Origin of the sequence: Streptomyces sp. NPDC007929 (genome assembly GCF_042959065.1) — a bacterium.
Lineage (GTDB): Bacteria > Actinomycetota > Actinomycetes > Streptomycetales > Streptomycetaceae > Streptomyces.
Genome location: NZ_JBIBKD010000007.1, coordinates 474,510 through 492,825 on the forward strand (window position 1 = coordinate 474,510; position 18,316 = coordinate 492,825).

The window sequence follows — 18,316 nt, forward strand, 5'->3', positions numbered from 1 at the left end:
ACCCCGCCCGCCGTGTCACAGCCGCTTCTCGAACCAGTGGTGGGCGTACGGCTCGTCGTTGAAGGCGGGTACCTCGGTGTACCCGCCGGAGCGGTACAGGCGCGTGGCCGCCTCAAGGGCCCGGTTGGTGTCGAGCCGCACCCGGTCGCTGCCGTGCCGGGCGGCGCGGGCCTCCAGCTCGGACAGCAGCCGCCGGGCCAGGCCGAGGCCCCTGGTCCGTGGGGAGACCCACAGCCGCTTGATCTCGGCCGGGGCCCCGCCCGGCAGTTTGAGGCCGCCGCAGCCCACGGGCTCGCCGTGCAGCCGGGCGACGAGGAACAGCCCGCGGGGCGCCCGCAGCTCTCCCGGGTCGGGCAGCAGGCTGTGCGCGGGGTCGAAGCCGCCGTCGAAGAGTTCCCGCAGCTCGGCGGCGTAGGACCGCAGGCAGTGCGCGGCGTCCGGGTGATCGGGGTCGAGTTCCTCCAGGTGGACCATCGAGACGGTCAGCAGGCGCTCGACCTCCGCCATCGCGGAGGTCAGCCGTTCGCGTTGCCGGGCGTCGAGCGGGTCGAGCAGGGAGGTGGCGAGCGCGTCGCTGCGGTCGTCGAGCAGCGCGCACTCCCGCCGCCCGGCCTCGGTCAGCCGCACGGTGCGCACCCGGCGGTCGCCGGGGTGGGGTTCGACGGTGACGAGGCCGTCCCGCTCCAGCGCCCGCAGCAGCCGGCTCACATAGCCCGAGTCGAGACCGAGCCGCTCGCGCACGCCGCGGACGTCGTGCGTGCCGCCTTCGCCGATCTGCCAGAGCAGCCGCGCCTGGCCGTAGGGACGCGCACCGCCCAGATAGTGCTCGTGCAACACCCCCACCCGCTCGGCGACCGTCCGGTTGAAACGCCGTACCTGCTCCACCTGCTCCTTCGCCATTCTCTGACCTTAGTCAGGTAATGAGGTCGGGGCCAGGGCAGGTCAGGCCCCGGGGGGTGCGAAGTCGGTCTCCTTCGCCGAGATGATCCGGGCGCCCATGTTGCGCTCCATCATCTCCAGCGCCGCGGACGCCAGGTGGGGATGGATGGAGGCGACGGCGTCCCTCGGCACCGTCACCTCCAGGTGACGGATGTGCGCGTCCAGGGCGGAGTAGAGGACGCACTGCTCGGTGACCTGGCCGGTCAGCACCACGTGCCCCACGGCCAGGCTCCACAGCAGGTAGGACAGCGGCGTCTCGAAGAACACCGAGTGGCGGGCCTTCACGACGAAGAGCGACCGGTCGTCGGGCTGGATCGGCTCGATGAGGTGGGCATGCCGCTGGGACAGGGCGGCGTCCAGCAACTCCCCGTGGTGCGAGCGCCACAACCCGAAGTTGTCGTTCACGTAGATCACGGGGGCGTCCGCTTCCCTGGCCCGGCCGAGCAGCTCGGTCAGAACCGGCACGACCTGCTCCGCGGACGGCACGAGAAGCTCGGCGTCCTCGTGGTCATAGGTGTTGATCATGTCGATCACGATCAGGGCCGACCGCCTGGGGTCCCCACCTCGTTCCATGCCCTCCACCGTCCCTCCGGTGCTGTCGCTCATGGCCGTGCCGTGCGTTCTGGTGGGCGAGGAGGTCGGAGCATCGGTTCTCCCGAGCGGTGCGAGTGGTGCGGGTGGTGCGCGTTGCGTGAACGTCCTGCTGAGTACCCGGCGACGCGGCGGGCCTAACGGCCCGAGGGGACGTCGCCGGGCGGCCGGCCCACCCCCGTCGCGGCCAGAAGCTGTCCGCAAGTCCCGCTACCGTGCCTCCCATGACGAACACCAAGCGGAGCGTCACCGGTACGGCACCCCTGCTCTGCACGCGTGCCCTCAATCGCGCGACCCTCGACCGGCAGCTGCTGCTGCGCCCCGCCCGGCTCTCCGCCGGGGCGGCCGTCGGGCATCTGCTCGGGCTCCAGGCGCAGAACGTCAAGCCTCCGTACTACGCGCTCGCGGCCCGGCTCGACGGGTTCACCCCCGAGGCGCTGTCGCAGCCGATGGCCGAGCGTGAGGTCGTCCGGATCGTCACGATGCGTTCCACCATCCACACCCACACCGCGGACGACTGCCTCACCCTGCGCCCGCTGGTGCAGCCCGCCCGGGACCGGGAGCTCGTCACCTTCCGCAAGGGACTCGCCGGTGTCGACCTGGACCGGCTCGCCGCGATCGCCCGCCGCCTCGTCGAGACCGAGCCGCGCACCATGAAGGAGCTGCGCGAGGCCCTGCTCCAGGAGTGGCCCGACGCCGATCCGCAGGCCCTGGCCGTCGCGGCCCGCTGCCGTCTGCCGCTCGTGCAGGTGACGCCGCGCGGTCTGTGGGGGCGCAGCGGGCAGGTCAGTCTCACCACCGCCGAGCACTGGCTCGGCCGCCCCGCGGAACCGGCCCCCGACACCGGCACCGTCGTCCTGCGCTACCTCGCCGCCTTCGGCCCGGCCTCCGTCAAGGACATGCAGGCCTGGGCCGGCATGACGCGGCTGCGCGACGCCTTCGAGCGCCTCCGGCCGCGGCTGACGACCTTCCGCGACGAGAACGGCGTCGAACTCTTCGACCTCCCCGACGCCCCCCGCCCCGACCCGGACACCCCGGCACCGCCGCGCTTCCTGCCCGAGTTCGACAACCTGCTGCTGTCGCACGCGGACCGCACCCGCGTCGTCCCGCCCCAGCACCGCGGCCGCTCCTGGAAGGGGAACATGGCCTACCGCACTCTCCTCGTCGACGGCTTCCTCGCCGGCCTGTGGCGCCTGGACGAGGACGCGCTCGTGATCGAACCCTTCGACCGCCTCACCCGGGGCCAACGGGACGACGTCACCGCCGAGGGGGAGCGGATGCTGCGCGTCATGCACCCGGGGTCGTCGTACGACATCCGGTTCGGCGCCGTACGCAGCTGAGACGCCCCGCCGATCGCACCTGAGGTGCCGAACGCACCTGTCGGGCGCGGCGGTTCAGTCCGTCCGGCCCGTCACCGCCACCGTCACGCCCAGGCCGATCATCGTGCACCCGCCCGCCCCGCCGATCAGCGACAGGCGGCGGTCGGAGCGCGCGAACCAGGTGCGGGCCGCCGACGCGGTCAGGCCCCACAGTGTGTCGGTGACCAGGCCGATCGAGATCGGTACGAGCCCCAGCAGCAGCATCTGCAGGGGAACATGGCCGCGCGCGGGATCCACGAACTGGGGCAGGACGGCGGCGAAGAAGACGATGCCCTTGGGATTGGTGACGCCGACCAGGATTCCGTCCAGGAGCGTACGGAGATCGCCGCGGGCCGGCTCCGCCGACCGGGTGGTGATCTGCGAGCCCTTGAGCTCGCCGCGGTGGCGGAACGCCTGGACGCCCAGGAAGACCAGATACGCCGCGCCCGCCAGCTTCACCGTCAGGTACACCGTCACCGACTGCTCGACGAGCGAGCCGACACCGAACGCGACCGCCACGACCAGCAGGTAGGAGCCGACGACATTGCCGAGGGCCGTGGCCATGGCGGTGCGGCGGCCGTGCGCGAGGGCCCGGCCGATGACGAAGAGCACGCTGGGGCCCGGAATCACGATGACCAGCAGCGACATCAGGGCGAAGGCCAGGACACGATCGGCGGATATCACGAGCATCACTCCCATCCGTTGCCCATTCAACCACCTGGGTCCGGCCAAGGGCAGGGAGAGCGCAGGACATGGAGAGGGGGCGTTGCGGGCCGCTCGTGGAGGCCCGCAACGCCCCCTGGTCTTTCACCTGAGGGTTACTCAGGAGCTGGTGCCGGTCACGATGTGACCTGCGTCGTGACCAGGTTGGAGAAGGTGGTCAGCCGGGTGTAGACGCCCGGGTAACCGGCCTGGGCACAGCCCTCGCCCCAGGAGGTGATGCCTGCCAGGACGCCCCCGATGAGCAGGGGGCCGCCGCTGTCGCCCTGGCAGGTGTCCACGCCGCCGGAGGTCTTCCCGGCGCACACCATGTCGCTCTTCACGTAGTCGGAGCCGTAGGAGCTCGCGCAACTGGAGTCGGACACGGTCGGTACGGTCGCGGTGCGCAGCTGGTTGGAGGCGCTGCCGTTCTGTGAGGTGTCGCCCCAGCCCAGGATGCGGGCCGTGGTGCCGGCCGCGTACACCGAGGTCTGGGAGGCGGAGACGTACTTCGCCGGGGTGTACGGCATCGACGTCGACAGCGTCAGCACGGCCACGTCGTCCCCGTTGGAGACGTCGGTGTAGCTCGGGTGCATCCATATCTTGCTGACTCTGGCCACGGTGCCGTTGGTGCCGTTGAGGTAGGTGCGGCCACCGACGACGCGCACACCGCTCGTGGTCTCGCCGTCCATGCAGTGCGCGGCGGTGACGACCTTCGTGGGCGAGACCAGCGTGCCGCCGCAGAACTGGTTCTGCGAGGCGTCCGTGATCTGCATGACGAACGGGTACGCGGACGTCGTGGTCGTGGTGCCGCCGACGATCGGCTGGGGCGCGGCGACGGCCGTGGGGGCGGCGAGCAGCGCGGTCGTGGCGGCGGCGGCGGTCGCCGCGGCGACGGCGGCGGCCTTCTTGGCAATGCTGAGCCCGAACATGGGTCTCCTTGGGGAGTTGCCGGTGGGGGGTCGCGCGGGTGGTGCACGGGGACCCTGACGCCGTTGTTCGGATCTCCGTGTGCCCGGCGAGCGGCACGCCCCCAAGCTAGAGCCCGGACGAGGGGGCTCCCAATGAGGGAACCCCCTAAGGGAGTTGGGCAGGGATAACCCTCGGTCCGGTCGAACAGACCCAGGTCGGGTCAGGTCGTGCGGCGGCCGGCCGCCAGCCGGACGATGTCCACCCGGGAGCGGATGCCGAGCTTGCGGTAGACCCGGGTGAGGGTCGCCTCGACGGTCTTGACGCTGATGAACAGCCGCGCGGCGATCTCCCGGTTGGTCGCGCCCTCCATCACCAGCGAGGCGACCTGACGCTCCATCGCGGCGAGACCCTCCAGCGCGTCGAGGGCGACGGGCGGCGCGGCGGCGGCCGGTTCCACCGCCGCGGGACCGGCCGTGGCGGCCGCGTCGACCTGCCGCAGCCAGGGCAGCGCGCGGCAGCGCCGGAACAGCCGGGCGGCCTCGTCGTACGACGCCGGCCCCGGCAGCGGCCGGGCACCGGCCCGCGGGGAGGCGGCGGCCCGGGCGCGCAGCCGGGCCAGCGCGAAGGCGGCCCGGGCCTCCTCCAGGCCGTACCCGAGCCGGCCGAGCCGGTCCTGCACGGACGTCAACCGGACGACGGCGGCCTCGTGTTCGCCGCGCGCGGCCCGCACCAGCGCCTCGGCCCGGTCCAGGACGGCCAGCACGCTCTGCCGGCCCAGCCGCAGCGCGTGCGCCCGGGTGGTGTCGATGACGTCCTGGGCCTCGCCCGGCTCGCCGATGCGGACCAGGGCCTCGGCGAGGTCGCCATGCCAGCGCCCGCGCCCGGGGTCGTTGATGCCGAGGCCGTGCTCCAGCTCCCGCACCCGGCGCAGCGAACGGACGGTGGCGGCCGGGTCGCCGGCCACCAACTGGGCGTAGCCCAGGGCCGCGAGGGCCCGGGAGAGGTACATCTGGTCGCCGTCGACCTCGGCGTGGTCCGCCGCCTCGCGGGCCAGCGCCAGGGCCCGGTCGACATCCCCGGCGGAGGCCTCCGCGAGGGAGGCGAGCATGGCCGAGGCGCCCTCGCCGATCCCGGAGTCCCGGGCCAGTCGCAGGCTCTCGCGGGCCAGGTCCAGGGCCCGGCCGCAGTGCCCGGAGCGCAGCTCCGTGTCGGCGAGGAAGCGCAGGAAGTGCACCTCGCTCTCGACCATGCCGCGCCGGCGCACCTCGCGCAGCAGCGCGGTGATCGTCGCCCGCGCCTCGGGCAGCTGGTCACTCATGATCAGCCAGCGGAAGCGGGCCGACCCGGCGCCGTTGTGGTGGCAGGCCACGTACGGGTCCTGGGGCTCCTTCAGGGCCCGCTTGACGGTCACGGGAGCGTCCGGGTGGCCCATCAGGGTCTCGGTGGAGGCCTGGAAGGACAGCGCCATCAGCTCGGTGCGCCGGTCCCCGCCCCGGGCGGCCAGCTCCGCCGCGTGCGCGGCCTCCTGACGGGCCTCGGCGAAGTCGCCCTCGACGACCAGACCGCGCCAGGCCAGCTGGTAGTGGACCTGGGCGAGCAGCCGCGGGTCGTCGCCCGCGTCGGCCAGGACCTGCGGGAAGACGGCGTCGACGTCGCCGAGGGCCTGACCGGCCGCCTCGATGACCACCATCCAGGCCCGCACCCGCTCGGTGGGCACGGTGGCACGCGTCAGCACGTCACGGGCGATGTCCCGGGCGAGATCGGCCTCACCGGCGGTGATCGCGTCCTCCGCGGCCTGCAGACGCCGCTCGTCGGGGCCCGGGATGCTGTCCGCCGGGGTGTGCCGGGCGGCGAACAGCCCGAGCGAGGCGGCCACGGAGGGCGCCCCGCGGTCCCGGGCCAGCGCACCGGCCTCGGCGAGCCGCGCCGCGACGTCCGGGTCGGTGCCGGTGGTCGCCAGGGCCAGGTGCCGGGCCCGCTCGATCGGGTCGGAGGCCGCCGTGGACAGCGCGGCGTGCACGGCCCGCCGCTCCTGGGCCGGGGCCTCCGCGTACAGGGCCGCCGAGATCAGCGGGTGCGCGAACCGCAGGGCCGGCGTCTCGGGATCCGTGGCCAGCAACCCCAGGGCGGCCGCCTGGGCCGTCTCGGCCTCGGCGTGCTCCCGCCCGGCCGCGTGCAGCAGCGCCAGCGTGGGACGGGCACCGGCACTGGCGACGAGGAGGGTGCGGCGCGCCTCGCCGGACAGCATCTCCAGCCGGCTCAGCACCAGGGCCCGCAGCGAGGTCGGCACGGGCAGCGGCTCACCCGGCCGGGGGCGGGCCGGGCTCTCGGCCAGGGCCCGGCCCAGCTCCAGCGCGAAGAGCGGGTTGCCGCCGCTGGTGCGGTGGATGTCACGGACCGTGGAGCGGGACAGGGGCGTGTAGCCGCGGTGGTCGAGCAGCGCGGAGACCTGCGTACGGGTCAGCGGACCCAGCCGGACGGCGAGCGTGTCGGGCGGGGACGCCGCCAGGTGACGGTCGTACTCCTGGCCCTCGGTGCGCACCGCGCACAGCATCTGCACGGGCGTGTCGCCCAGCCGGCGGGCCGCGAAGCCGAGCAGTTCCGCACTGGCGGCGTCCAGCCACTGGAGGTCGTCGGCGACGACCAGCACCGGCTTCTTCGCGGCGAGGACGCGCAGTGCCGACAGCACCGCCAGGCGCAGCGCGAGCCCGTCGCGCTGGAGCGTGGACTCGCCGCGGCCGGTGAGGGCCGACTCCAGGGCGGTGCGCTGGGCGCCGGGCAGCGCACCGGACACGTCGTCCAGGACCAGACCGAACAGGTCGGCCAGCGCCAGGAAGGGCAGATGCGATTCGGACTCCGTCGCCGAGCAGCGCAACACCGTGCGCTCCGCGCCCCCGTAATCCGCGGCCAGCGCCCGCAGCACGGTCGACTTTCCAATTCCCGCGGGGCCGTGGAGCAGCACACTGCCCCCTCGGCCGAGCTGCTCACGCGCCGACGTGAACGAGTCCTCCCGGCCGATGACCAGGTCGGGGCGGCTCCTGGAAGGCTCCTGGAAGTCCCGTCGCACGGTCACCGCCGCCCTCCCTGTGTCGTGTCCTGGCCAATATTAGGCAACAGTTCTTTGAATTTCGGAGGGACGGGGTCGTGAGGGAAATAACAACCACCGCCGCCGGACGAATTCCGCGGGCTCCCGAATGCGGCGGAACACGAGGCCGGAGCCCCGGCGGATCGAACGACGGGGCGCGACGGAAAACACCACAAAGCTACGGCAACCACCCCGCCCGGCGCGCGGCGACCACGGCTTCGCCACGGGTGCGGGCCCGCAGCTTGCGCATGGCCGACCGCAGATACCCCTTGACGGTCTCCGGCGTCACCCCCAGGCGCTCAGCGGCGACCGCGTTCGTCGCCCCCGCCGCCACACACGCCAGCACGTCCACCTCGCGTGGCGCGAGCCGGACCCGGGGCGGTCCGGCGGACTCGGCCGTCAGCAGCGCACACGCCCCGAGCAGCTCGGCGCGCAGCTCCGGGTCCGCGATCCGCGGCGCCAGCGCCCGCAGCGCCGTGTGCGCCTCACGTACCTGCTCCCACCCCGGGCCCGTCCCGGCACCGGCCGCGGCCTCGGCGGCGAGCGTGCGGGCCTCGTCCCGCACCACCAGCGCCCGCTCCAGGTCCCGCGCCGCCTCCACGGCCATGTCCAGCATCCGCCCGCCCAGCGGCAGAGCCGTGCGCAGCGCCCCGTACAGCACCCCGCGCACCCGGTGGCGCACCACCACCGGCACGGCCAGCACCGAGCGCAGCCCCTCCGCCGCCACCGGGGCGTCGTACTCGTGGCTGATCTGCCGGGACGCCGAGTAGTCCGTCACCACGCACGGCCGGGACAGCGCCACCGTCTTGCCGCCCAGACCGGTGCCGGACGTCACCACCAGCGACCGCAGGGCGTGTGTCGCCGTGCCGTTCAGCTCGCTGATGCGCATCCGCTGCCCGGCCTCCATCAGGCCGCCGAACGCGATCGGCAGGCCGGTGCCCCGCCGCAGGCGCAGCAGCGCGTTCCGTATCTCGACCGCGTCGGACGCGTCCGTCGTCACCTGATCGCCCCTTCACTACGGCCTCTGCGCGGGCGCACCCCCCGTTCGGGGGTAGTGAGACCTGCATCACGGATTACACGATGGCTCAGAGCCGCCCGGCAATGGTCCGGCACCCAGGAGGACAGATGACATCGGCGACGGAGCTGTTCCGCAGCGCGCGGGACTTCCTGCTGGAACACCGCGACGACTATCCCACCGCCTACGCGGGCTTCCGCTGGCCCCGCCCCGAGTACTTCAACTGGGCGCTCGACTGGTTCGACGAGATCGCCGACGGCAACGCCCGCACCGCCCTGCACCTGGTGGAGGAGGACGGCCGCGAGACCCGGCTGTCCTTCGGGGAGATGTCGGTACGTTCGGCGCAGTTCGCCACCTGGCTGCGCGAGCGGGGCGTGCGCGCCGAGGACCGGATCCTCGTCATGCTCGGCAACCAGGCGGAACTGTGGATCACCGCCCTCGCCGCGATGAAACTGCGCGCCGTGGTCATCCCGGCCACCCCGCTGCTCGGTCCGGCCGACCTGCGCGACCGCGTCGAGCGCGGCCGGGTCCGGCACGTCATCGCGCGCCCCGAGGACACCGGCAAGTTCGCCGAGGTCCCGGGCGACTACACGCGCATCGCCGCGGGCGCCGCGGGCGAGGTGCCGGACAGCTGGCTGCCGCTGGACGACGCCTACGAGGCCTCCGCCGACTTCACCCCCGACGGCCCGACCCGGTCCGACGACCCGCTGATGCTCTACTTCACCTCGGGCACCACCGCCCGGCCCAAGCTCGTCGAGCACACCCACACGTCGTACCCGATCGGCCATCTGTCGACCATGTACTGGATCGGCCTGCAACCCGGCGACGTGCATCTGAACATCTCCTCACCCGGCTGGGCCAAGCACGCCTGGTCCAATCTCTTCGCCCCGTGGAACGCCGAGGCGACGGTCTTCCTGCACAACTACACGCGTTTCGACGCCGCGCGTCTCATGACGGAGATGGACCGGGCGGGCGTCACCACCTTCTGCGCCCCGCCGACCGTGTGGCGGATGCTCATCCAGGCCGACCTGACGCAGCTGCGCACACCGCCCCGCGAGGTCGTCGCGGCCGGCGAGCCGCTCAACCCGGAGGTCATCGAGCAGGTCCGCCGCGCCTGGAACCGCACCATCCGGGACGGCTTCGGCCAGACCGAGACGGCCGTCCAGGTCGCCAACAGCCCCGGCCAGCCGCTCAAGACCGGCTCGATGGGTCGGCCGAGCCCCGGCTACCGCGTCGAACTCCTCGACCCCGTCTCGGGCGCGCCGGGCGCCACGGAGGGCGAGATCGCGCTCGACCTGTCACAGCGCCCGGTCGGCCTGATGACGGGCTACCACGGCGACGCGGACCGTACGGCGGAGGCGATGGCCGGCGGCTACTACCGCACGGGCGACGTCGCCTCCCGGGACGACGAGGGGTATCTGACGTACATCGGGCGCAGCGACGACGTGTTCAAGGCCTCCGACTACAAGATCAGCCCGTTCGAGCTGGAGAGCGCGCTGCTGGAGCACGAGGCGGTCGCCGAGGCGGCGGTCGTGCCCGCCCCGGACGAACTGCGGCTCGCCGTGCCCAAGGCCTATGTCGTGCTGGCCGAGAGCTTCGCGCCCGGACCCCACACCGCCAAGGTCCTGTTCGAGCACTCCCGCGAGGCCCTGGCCCCCTACAAGCGCATCCGCCGGCTGGAGTTCGGCGCGCTGCCCAAGACCGTCTCCGGCAAGATCCGCCGGATCGAGCTGCGGGAGGCCACCGCGGCCGGGTCGGACGCCGAGTACCGCGAGGAGGACTTCCGGTGAACTCCTACAGCCACGGCACCGGCCCGACGGCGCTGCTCGGCGACACCATCGGGGCCAACCTGGACCGGGCCGTGGCCACCTGGCCGGACCGCGAAGCACTGGTCGACGTGCCCTCCGGACGGCGCTGGACCTACGCCGAGTTCGGCGCGGCGGTCGGCGAACTCGCCTCCGCCCTGCACGCCTCCGGCGTCGCCAAGGGCGACCGGGTGGGCATCTGGGCCGTCAACTGCCCCGAGTGGGTGCTGGTCCAGTACGCCACCGCCCGCATCGGCGCGATCATGGTGAACATCAACCCGGCGTACCGCACCCACGAGGTGGAGTACGTCCTGAAGCAGGCGGGCGTGTCCCTGCTGTTCGCCTCCCTCAGCCACAAGACGAGCGACTACCGGGCGATGGCCGAGGAAGTCCGGCCCCGCTGCCCCGAGTTGCGGGAGGTGGTGTTCTTCGGCGACCCGGGCTGGGAGGCGCTGCTCGGCCGGGCGGGAGCGGACGCCGGGTACGCGGAACTCTCCTGCGACGACCCGATCAACATCCAGTACACGTCGGGCACCACGGGCTTCCCGAAGGGCGCGACCCTCTCCCACCACAGCATCCTCAACAACGGCTATTTCGTGGGGGAGTCGATCGCCTACACCGAGCGGGACCGCATCTGCGTCCCGGTCCCGTTCTACCACTGCTTCGGCATGGTCATGGGCAATCTGGCCGCCACCTCGCACGGCGCCTGCCTGGTCATCCCCGCCCCGTCCTTCGACCCGAGGGCGACCCTGGACGCGGTCCAGCAGGAGCGCTGCACCTCGCTCTACGGCGTCCCGACCATGTTCATCGCGGAGCTGAACCTCCCCGACTTCGCCTCCTACGACCTCTCCTCCCTGCGCACCGGCATCATGGCGGGCTCGCCCTGCCCGGTGGAGGTGATGAAGCGGGTGGTCGCCGAGATGCACATGGCGGAGGTCTCCATCTGCTACGGCATGACCGAGACGTCCCCGGTGTCCCTCCAGACCCGCCGGGACGACGACCTGGAGCACCGCACCGGCACGGTCGGCCGGGTCCTGCCGCACATCGAGGTCAAGGTCGTCGACCCGGCCACGGGCGTCACCCGACCGCGCGGCACGGCGGGCGAGCTGTGCACCCGCGGCTACAGCGTGATGCTCGGCTACTGGAACGAGCCGGAGAAGACCGCCGAGGCCGTCGACGCCGGGCGCTGGATGCACACGGGCGACCTCGCCGTGATGCGCGAGGACGGCTACGTCGAGATCGTCGGCCGCATCAAGGACATGATCATCCGGGGCGGGGAGAACATCTACCCCCGCGAGATCGAGGAGTTCCTCTACGGCCACCCCAAGATCCAGGACGTCCAGGTCGTCGGCGTCCCGCACGAGCGCTACGGCGAGGCGGTCCTGGCCTGCGTCATCGCCCGCGACCCGGCCGACCCGCCGACGCTGGAGGAGGTCCAGGCCTTCTGCGAGGGGCGGTTGGCGCACTACAAGGTCCCCAGCGCGGTGCGGATCCTCGACGCCTTCCCGATGACGGTGTCGGGCAAGGTGCGCAAGGTGGAACTGCGGGAGAGGTTCGCGGACGGCTGACCGGACCGGCCGCGCCGTTCACAGCGGCCTGCGCATGCACACCCGCGGCCAACGGTCCAGGCCGAGTTCGGCCTCCGCCCCGCGGATGGCCCGCAGGCCGGGCGTGAGGTCCGCCTCGGGGAGGGGCCGAAAGCCGAGGCGGGCGTAGTAGGGGGCGTTCCACGGGACCTCCGTGAAGGTGGTCAGCGTCAGGGCCGTCAGGCCCTCCTCACGGGCCTGGTCGGCGGCGCGGTCCAGGAGGGCGCGGCCCACGCCCCGGCGTGCGGCGCGCGGGTGGACCGAGACCTGCTCGATGTGCAGGGCGCCGTCCACGGGTTCAGCGAGGAGGTAGGCGGCCGGCCGGTCCCGCTCGTCCTCCTCGTCCACCGCGACCCAGCAGCGGCCCGCCCGGCGGTAGCCCTCCAGCACGTCGAGCGCGGGCGGTTCGTCGTCCGCGATCTCCGGCATGCCGAGGTCACGGAAAGGGGCTCCGGCGGCCCGCTCGATGTCCTGGAGGGCGGGGAGTTCGGCTCGGGTGGCGAGACGGATGCGCATGCCGTGAGTATGCGGGCCGTGCGGCCCGGGCCGGGTCCCCCCGCTACCCGGCGCCGGTGGCGGCCAGCGTCCTGGCCGGGGCGTTCACCGGCCTCGGGGTGCCGGTGAGGTCCAGTACGAACAGCGGGACGCCGAGGGCGTCGGCGCGGGCCAGGGCGTCGTCGGCGTACCCGGAGAGGGAGAAGTAGAGGCAGTCCGCGGACTCCGTCATGGCCGTCAGCCACAGGCACTCCACGTCCCGCAGCGTCGCCGGGCGCACGGCGGGGTCCACCTGGGCGACGACACCGCGGGCGGCGAGCCCGATACCGGAGGGCGGCCGCTGATCCGCCCGGCGCACGCCACGGTAGCCGAGCCAGCGCAGATACAGGGCGGTGGCGGTGACCGCGTCGCGCGCGGTACGGATCGTGACCGAGAGGAAGGGCGGCCGGGCGGCACGTGGCGCGGCGGGGGCATCTCGGCGGCGATCGGGCTCCCCCGCGGCGGCCCGCCCCTTCGCGCCCCCTTCCTCCAGCACCGCCACCCTCAGCACCACCCCGCACGCGCACCCCACCTCCGGGCGTGGCCACGGCCCGCTCCGCCCGCAGGAGCCGCATCGCAGGGTCACCCAGTCGTCCTGCCAGACCCGGTGCGAGACGGGCGTCGCCGCACCGTCGCGGTCCAGGGGCGCGGCGACCGGCGCGCCGCACACACAGGGGTACGCCGGTGCCGTGTAGCGGTGCTCGCGGCGGCAGGCCGGGCAGCGCACCGGAACGGTCTCGGCCATGGCCCCTCCAGAACCGTGTCGTATCGGGACGGCGTGCCCATCGTGCTCCCTCGGGGCCCGGCCTGTCCGGCGCTTGCCGTCTCTTGACGCCCTTCGCCCACCCCACATACATTCATTCCAGATCGTAGAAAACAATTTCCACAATACGGAAGAGCTCACCGCGGGGCGCGACGGGAGTGCGAATCCGACAGCCGAAGCAGGAGTACTCGATGGCTCGAATGACCGCTGCCCGCGCGGCAGTTGAGATCCTCAAGCGTGAGGGCGTCGCCGACGCGTTCGGTGTCCCGGGCGCGGCGATCAACCCGTTCTACGCGGCGCTCAAAGCCTCCGGGGGCATCGCCCACACCCTCGCCCGGCATGTCGAGGGCGCCTCGCACATGGCCGAGGGATACACGCGGACCCACCCGGGCAACATCGGCGTCTGTATCGGCACCTCCGGCCCGGCCGGCACCGACATGATCACGGGGCTGTACTCCGCGATCGGTGACTCCATCCCGATCCTGTGCATCACGGGCCAGGCCCCGACCGCCGTGATCCACAAGGAGGACTTCCAGGCCGTCGACATCGCCTCCATCGCCAAGCCGGTCACCAAGATGGCCGTCACCGTGCTGGAGGCCGCGCAGGTCCCGGGCGTCTTCCAGCAGGCCTTCCATCTGATGCGCTCCGGCCGCCCCGGCCCGGTCCTCATCGACCTGCCGATCGACGTGCAGCTGACGGAGATCGAGTTCGACCCGGAGACCTACGAGCCGCTCCCGGTCTACAAGCCCGCCGCGACCCGGGCCCAGATCGAGAAGGCCGTCCGGATGCTGAACGCCTCCGAGCGGCCCCTGATCGTCGCGGGCGGCGGCGTCATCAACGCCGACGCGGCCGAACTGCTCGTCGAATTCGCCGAGTTGACCGGCATCCCGGTCGTCCCCACCCTGATGGGCTGGGGCCTGCTGCCGGACGACCACGAGCTGAACGCCGGCATGGTGGGCCTGCAGACCTCGCACCGCTACGGCAACGCGACCTTCCTGGAGTCCGACTTCGTCCTCGGCATCGGCAACCGCTGGGCCAACCGCCACACCGGCAAACTCGACGTCTACACGGCCGGGCGCACCTTCGTCCACGTCGACATCGAGCCCACCCAGATCGGCAAGATCTTCGCCCCGGACTACGGCATCGCCTCGGATGCGAGGGCCGCCCTGGAGCTGTTCGTCGAGGTCGCCCGCGAGCTGAAGGCGGCCGGCGAGCTGCCCGACCGCTCCGTGTGGGCGGCGTCTGCGCAGGAGCGCAAGGCGACCCTCCAGCGCCGTACGCACTTCGACGACATCCCGATCAAGCCGCAGCGCGTCTACGAGGAGATGAACAAGGCCTTCGGCCCGGAGACCCGGTATGTCTCCACCATCGGCCTCTCGCAGATCGCCGGCGCCCAGATGCTGCACGTCTACCGGCCCCGGCACTGGATCAACTGCGGCCAGGCCGGCCCGCTCGGCTGGACCATCCCGGCCGCGCTCGGCGTCGCCAAGGCCGACCCGGAGGCGCCCGTCGTCGCGCTCTCCGGCGACTACGACTTCCAGTTCATGCTGGAGGAACTGGCCGTCGGCGCCCAGCACCGGATTCCTTACGTCCACGTCCTGGTGAACAACTCCTACCTGGGCCTGATCCGCCAGGCGCAGCGGGCGTTCGAGATCGACTTCCAGGTCAACCTGGAGTTTGAGAACCTCAACTCCCCTGAGCTCGGCGTCTACGGCGTCGACCACGTCAAGGTCGCCGAGGGCCTCGGCTGCAAGGCGATCCGGGTCACCGACCCCGCCGAGCTGGGCGACGCCTTCGAGCAGGCCAAGAAGCTGGCCGCGGAGTACCGGGTGCCGGTCGTGGTCGAGGCGATCCTGGAGCGCGTCACCAACATCTCCATGTCGACGACCAACGACATCGGCAACGTCGTGGAGTTCGAGGAGATCGCCACCGAGCCGGGCCACGCGCCGACCTCGATCAGGACGCTGAAGGTCTGACGCGAGTCGGAGCACCGGGGCGGCCCGTCCGTGGGGGACGGGCCGCCCTTCGTCATGCCCCCGCCGCGTCCGGGCACAGGACCACTGCCGGGCACAGGACCCTGCCCGGCGCACGAGGGTCAGCCCCCGCCGCCCCCGCAGCCGCCCCCACCGCCGCCGCAGTAGTGGTACCCCCCGCCCCCGACGCCCCTGCCACGCGGTGAGTGTGTGAGGAGGCTCTTGCCGCCCACCTCGGCCCGGCGGAGCAGACCCGCCCGCAGGGCGAAGCGCGGCACCAGCAGCCGCAGGGCCGCCTCACCGTGCAGCGCGACCAGCAGCAGCCGTTCACCGTCGCTCAGGCCGTGCCTGCTCGCCGGCAGGGGGTGGGCCTCCCGCAGCCCGCGGACATGGCGGCGGGCGGCGCGGGTCGGCCCGAGCAGGGGGTAGCGCAGCAGTCCGGCCTCGGCGAGCGGGATCCGCGCGAGGGCCGTCGCGAGCCGGATGTCCGTATCCTTCACCAGATCCTTGGGAGCGGCGGGCTCACGCAGGCGGGCGTGCACCGCCACCGCCGGCGCGGAGAGCGGCCGTGCCGCCGGCGCGGCGTCCGCGACCCGCGCCCGGACGGTCCCGGGCCGGCCGGCCTCCACCAGGCCCCGCAGATGCAGTTCCACCACGGCCACGGTGACGACGGCCCGCGGGCCTTCCCCCAGCAGTGCGATCTCGTGCGGCTCCAGCCGGACCGCCGTACCGTCGCTCATGGCTTCACCCCCGTGCCGGGGCCCGCCGCCCCCGTGCCGACGGGCCCCGTCCGACGAGAATGTGCCCGGCCCCGGGGGCGGTTGAAGCCCCCGGGGCCGGGTTCAGAGCTTGATTTGAGGGTGCCGTACGGGCTGTACGACCGGTGCCGTAGACGCGCTCACGCCTCGTGGTGCTCGGACAGCCCCGGCCAGTCGTCCGGTCCGCCGCCCTGCCACTCCACCAGGTCGCTCTCCGCGACGTCGGTGACGTACAGGTCGGCCAGACGCAGGATCTCGGCGACGTCGTCCGTGTGGGTGGCGACGCCCAGCGGCTCCTCGCCCAGGGTGACCCGGCGCGAGCCGTCCAGGGCGGGGGCGTGGACCACGACGTGCGGTTGCTCGGTGGGAGGTGCCATGCCTTCAGGCTGCTGCGAACCGGGCCGATCCGCACCCCGGGAACGGCTGGCCGTCCGGCGGCGCGAGGCTGGGCGCGACAGGTCGTTCGCGCCGCCGGACGGGGTCGGGGGAGAGGGGTGGGTGGTGCTGGGACCGCGGCGGGTGCGACGGGCTCCGGGGCGGCCTCCCTCAGGTCGAGAAGCCGGTCCGGGCCCTTCACCACCGCACTGGCTCGCAGCCGCCGCGGTCCACGCCCTGACCGTGTCCGTGCCCGGGGGACCACCCCTCATCCGGGTCGCCCCGGGCGGTCGGAACACGGTCAGGGAGTTCAGTCCTCGCGCAGGGCGCGGACCGCCTCCTCCACCCGCCGCCCGTACTCGGGGTCGGCGGCGTGGAAGTGCGCGAGGTTCCTGTCGATCACGTCGTCGCGGGAGACCTGGGACAGGCCCTGGGCGATGTTCGCGACCAGCCGGGACTTCTCCTCGGCGGACATCAGCCGGAACAGCTCGCCGGCCTGGAAGAAGTCGTCGTCCTTGGTGTGCTCGGGAGCCGCGTGGGTGCCGGTGTGGCCGGAGACCGCCAGTGGCGCCGACAGCGGGCGACCGGTCTCGACCGGGCCGTCGTAGGAGTTCGGCTCGTAGTTCTTGGCGTACCGCCCCTGGGAGTTGGACGCCATCAGGCCGTCCCGGCCGTAGTTCCGCGCGGTCGTGGCCTTCGGCGCGTTGACGGCCAGCAGGGTGTGGTTGACGCCCAGGCGGTAGCGGTGGGCGTCCGCGTAGGCGAACAGGCGGCCCTGGAGCATCTTGTCGGGCGAGGGGCCGATGCCCGGCACGAAGTTGTTCGGGGAGAACGCGGCCTGCTCGACCTCCGCGAAGACGTTGTCCGGGTTGCGGTCCAGCACCAGCCGGCCCACGCGCCGGAGCGGGTAGTCCGCGTGCGGCCACACCTTGGTCAGGTCGAACGGGTTGAAGCGGTACTCCGCCGCCTCGGCCGCCGGCATCAGCTGCACGTGGAGCGTCCAGGACGGGTGCACACCGCGCTCGATGGCCTGGAGCAGGTCCGTCTGGTGCGAGTTCGGGTCCTTGCCCGCGATCTCGGCGGCCTGCTCGCCGCTCAAGGAGCGGACGCCCTGGTTGGTCTTGAAGTGGTACTTGACGAAGAACGCCTCGCCTCGGCTGTTCGTCCACTGGTAGGTGTGCGAGCCGTAGCCGTTCATGTGCCGGTACGAGGCCGGGATGCCGCGGTCGCCCATCAGCCAGGTCACCTGGTGCGTGGCCTCGGGGGAGTGAGCCCAGAAGTCCCAGACGTTGTCCGGCTCCTGACGGCCCGTGAACGGGTCGCGCTTCTGCGAGTGGATGAAGTCCGGGAACTTGATCGGGTCCTTGATGAAGAACACCGGGGTGTTGTTCCCGACGAGGTCGTAATTGCCCTCCCCGGTGTAGAACTTCACCGCGAAACCGCGCGGGTCGCGCACCGCGTCCGCGCCGCCGAGCGAATCGGCCACGGTGGAGAAGCGCACGAACACCTCGGTGCGCTTGCCGATCGCGCCGAGGAAGTCGGCGTGGGTGAAGTCCGTGACGTCGTCGGTCACTTCGAAGTGGCCGTACGCACCCGAGCCGCGGGCGTGCACCACGCGCTCCGGGATGCGCTCGCGGTTGAAGCGCGCCAGCTTCTCCAGCAGATGCTGGTCCTGGAGCAGGAGCGGGCCGCCTGCGCCGGCGGTGGCGGAGTTCTGGTTGTCGGCGACGGGGGCGCCGGACTCGGTGGTGAGCACGCGCTGCGACATCGTGACCTTCCGTACGAGAGAGCAGCGGAAATATGTTTCCGCTTTGTGGAGCCTAGGGTCGGGGCGAGCGGAGCGTCAACAGTTTGTTGAAGCGGTGGGCATGGCTGGTTCCGGGCGGCGCCGCCCCTTTGGGCGCGACAGGACAGATGTCAGCG

Annotated in this window: 15 protein-coding genes; 4 read left to right on the forward strand and 11 right to left on the reverse strand. The window is 72.6% G+C overall.

From position 1 onward, the window contains the following. Positions 1 to 15: 15 nt before the first annotated feature. Both ACFZDE_RS25450 and ACFZDE_RS25455 read right to left on the reverse strand, forming a co-directional pair. Positions 16 to 900 (reverse strand): GNAT family N-acetyltransferase, encoded by an 885-nt coding sequence (locus ACFZDE_RS25450; RefSeq protein ID WP_391203395.1) that lies wholly within the window; start codon positions 898 to 900, stop codon positions 16 to 18. 42 nt (positions 901 to 942) lie between these two features. Continuing rightward, positions 943 to 1,512, reverse strand: coding sequence for an isochorismatase family protein (locus tag ACFZDE_RS25455; RefSeq protein ID WP_391203696.1), 570 nt, complete (start codon positions 1,510 to 1,512; stop codon positions 943 to 945). A 242-nt stretch (positions 1,513 to 1,754) separates the two neighbouring features. Between ACFZDE_RS25455 and ACFZDE_RS25460 the strand changes: the two genes are divergently transcribed. Further along, a complete protein-coding gene (locus ACFZDE_RS25460) occupies positions 1,755 to 2,870 on the forward strand; it encodes a DNA glycosylase AlkZ-like family protein (RefSeq protein ID WP_391203398.1) in 1,116 nt (371 codons plus the stop codon). Positions 2,871 to 2,924: 54 nt separating this feature from the next. Here the strand turns inward: ACFZDE_RS25460 and ACFZDE_RS25465 are convergent, their stop codons facing one another. The 4 genes from ACFZDE_RS25465 to ACFZDE_RS25480 all read right to left on the reverse strand — a co-directional run bounded on the left by ACFZDE_RS25465 (position 2,925) and on the right by ACFZDE_RS25480 (position 8,584). Then, on the reverse strand, positions 2,925 to 3,572 hold the full coding sequence (locus ACFZDE_RS25465) for a LysE family transporter (RefSeq protein ID WP_391203698.1): 648 nt from the start codon (positions 3,570 to 3,572) through the stop codon (positions 2,925 to 2,927). Positions 3,573 to 3,727: 155 nt separating this feature from the next. Continuing rightward, positions 3,728 to 4,519, reverse strand: coding sequence for a trypsin-like serine protease (locus ACFZDE_RS25470; protein ID WP_391203400.1), 792 nt, complete (start codon positions 4,517 to 4,519; stop codon positions 3,728 to 3,730). Between the two features lie 200 nt (positions 4,520 to 4,719). After that, on the reverse strand, positions 4,720 to 7,572 hold the full coding sequence (locus ACFZDE_RS25475) for an AAA family ATPase (RefSeq protein ID WP_391203403.1): 2,853 nt from the start codon (positions 7,570 to 7,572) through the stop codon (positions 4,720 to 4,722). Between the two features lie 190 nt (positions 7,573 to 7,762). Then, positions 7,763 to 8,584, reverse strand: coding sequence for a LuxR C-terminal-related transcriptional regulator (locus tag ACFZDE_RS25480; protein WP_390995026.1), 822 nt, complete (start codon positions 8,582 to 8,584; stop codon positions 7,763 to 7,765). Positions 8,585 to 8,709: 125 nt separating this feature from the next. Between ACFZDE_RS25480 and ACFZDE_RS25485 the strand changes: the two genes are divergently transcribed. Both ACFZDE_RS25485 and ACFZDE_RS25490 read left to right on the forward strand, forming a co-directional pair. Further along, positions 8,710 to 10,389 (forward strand): AMP-binding protein, encoded by a 1,680-nt coding sequence (locus ACFZDE_RS25485; RefSeq protein WP_391203406.1) that lies wholly within the window; start codon positions 8,710 to 8,712, stop codon positions 10,387 to 10,389. Next, positions 10,386 to 11,972 (forward strand): AMP-binding protein, encoded by a 1,587-nt coding sequence (locus ACFZDE_RS25490; protein WP_391203408.1) that lies wholly within the window; start codon positions 10,386 to 10,388, stop codon positions 11,970 to 11,972. The genes ACFZDE_RS25485 and ACFZDE_RS25490 overlap by 4 nt, the downstream gene beginning before the upstream one ends. Positions 11,973 to 11,990: 18 nt before the next feature. Here the strand turns inward: ACFZDE_RS25490 and ACFZDE_RS25495 are convergent, their stop codons facing one another. Together ACFZDE_RS25495 and ACFZDE_RS25500 are read right to left on the reverse strand one after the other, a co-directional pair. After that, on the reverse strand, positions 11,991 to 12,506 hold the full coding sequence (locus ACFZDE_RS25495) for a GNAT family N-acetyltransferase (protein WP_391203411.1): 516 nt from the start codon (positions 12,504 to 12,506) through the stop codon (positions 11,991 to 11,993). Between the two features lie 43 nt (positions 12,507 to 12,549). Beyond that, complete coding sequence (locus ACFZDE_RS25500) at positions 12,550 to 13,269, reverse strand: hypothetical protein (protein WP_390995037.1); 720 nt, start codon at positions 13,267 to 13,269, stop codon at positions 12,550 to 12,552. A gap of 209 nt (positions 13,270 to 13,478) precedes the next feature. Here ACFZDE_RS25500 and gcl point away from each other — a divergent pair, with 209 nt between their 5' ends. After that, complete coding sequence (gene gcl, locus ACFZDE_RS25505; protein WP_391203414.1) at positions 13,479 to 15,263, forward strand: glyoxylate carboligase; 1,785 nt, start codon at positions 13,479 to 13,481, stop codon at positions 15,261 to 15,263. Between the two features lie 119 nt (positions 15,264 to 15,382). Here gcl and ACFZDE_RS25510 read toward each other — a convergent pair whose 3' ends face one another. The 3 genes from ACFZDE_RS25510 to ACFZDE_RS25520 form a co-directional block, all read right to left on the reverse strand. Then, positions 15,383 to 16,000 (reverse strand): TIGR04222 domain-containing membrane protein, encoded by a 618-nt coding sequence (locus ACFZDE_RS25510; RefSeq protein ID WP_391203417.1) that lies wholly within the window; start codon positions 15,998 to 16,000, stop codon positions 15,383 to 15,385. A 158-nt stretch (positions 16,001 to 16,158) separates the two neighbouring features. Next, on the reverse strand, positions 16,159 to 16,395 hold the full coding sequence (locus tag ACFZDE_RS25515) for a hypothetical protein (RefSeq protein ID WP_167526512.1): 237 nt from the start codon (positions 16,393 to 16,395) through the stop codon (positions 16,159 to 16,161). Positions 16,396 to 16,703: 308 nt separating this feature from the next. Next, positions 16,704 to 18,161 (reverse strand): catalase, encoded by a 1,458-nt coding sequence (locus tag ACFZDE_RS25520; RefSeq protein WP_391203420.1) that lies wholly within the window; start codon positions 18,159 to 18,161, stop codon positions 16,704 to 16,706. Between the last annotated feature and the right edge of the window lie 155 nt (positions 18,162 to 18,316).

Bases quoted from the DNA above. Each gene is read 5' to 3' on its own strand.
- ACFZDE_RS25450 (WP_391203395.1), bottom strand. From the start codon at position 900: ATGGCGAAGGAGCAGGTGGAGCAGGTACGGCGTTTCAACCGGACGGTC.
- ACFZDE_RS25455 (WP_391203696.1), bottom strand. From the start codon at position 1,512: ATGGAACGAGGTGGGGACCCCAGGCGGTCGGCCCTGATCGTGATCGAC.
- ACFZDE_RS25460 (WP_391203398.1), top strand. From the start codon at position 1,755: ATGACGAACACCAAGCGGAGCGTCACCGGTACGGCACCCCTGCTCTGC.
- ACFZDE_RS25470 (WP_391203400.1), bottom strand. From the start codon at position 4,519: ATGTTCGGGCTCAGCATTGCCAAGAAGGCCGCCGCCGTCGCCGCGGCG.
- ACFZDE_RS25485 (WP_391203406.1), top strand. From the start codon at position 8,710: ATGACATCGGCGACGGAGCTGTTCCGCAGCGCGCGGGACTTCCTGCTG.
- ACFZDE_RS25495 (WP_391203411.1), bottom strand. From the start codon at position 12,506: ATGCGCATCCGTCTCGCCACCCGAGCCGAACTCCCCGCCCTCCAGGAC.
- ACFZDE_RS25500 (WP_390995037.1), bottom strand. From the start codon at position 13,269: ATGGCCGAGACCGTTCCGGTGCGCTGCCCGGCCTGCCGCCGCGAGCAC.
- gcl (WP_391203414.1), top strand. From the start codon at position 13,479: ATGGCTCGAATGACCGCTGCCCGCGCGGCAGTTGAGATCCTCAAGCGT.
- ACFZDE_RS25510 (WP_391203417.1), bottom strand. From the start codon at position 16,000: ATGAGCGACGGTACGGCGGTCCGGCTGGAGCCGCACGAGATCGCACTG.
- ACFZDE_RS25515 (WP_167526512.1), bottom strand. From the start codon at position 16,395: ATGGCACCTCCCACCGAGCAACCGCACGTCGTGGTCCACGCCCCCGCC.
- ACFZDE_RS25520 (WP_391203420.1), bottom strand. From the start codon at position 18,161: ATGTCGCAGCGCGTGCTCACCACCGAGTCCGGCGCCCCCGTCGCCGAC.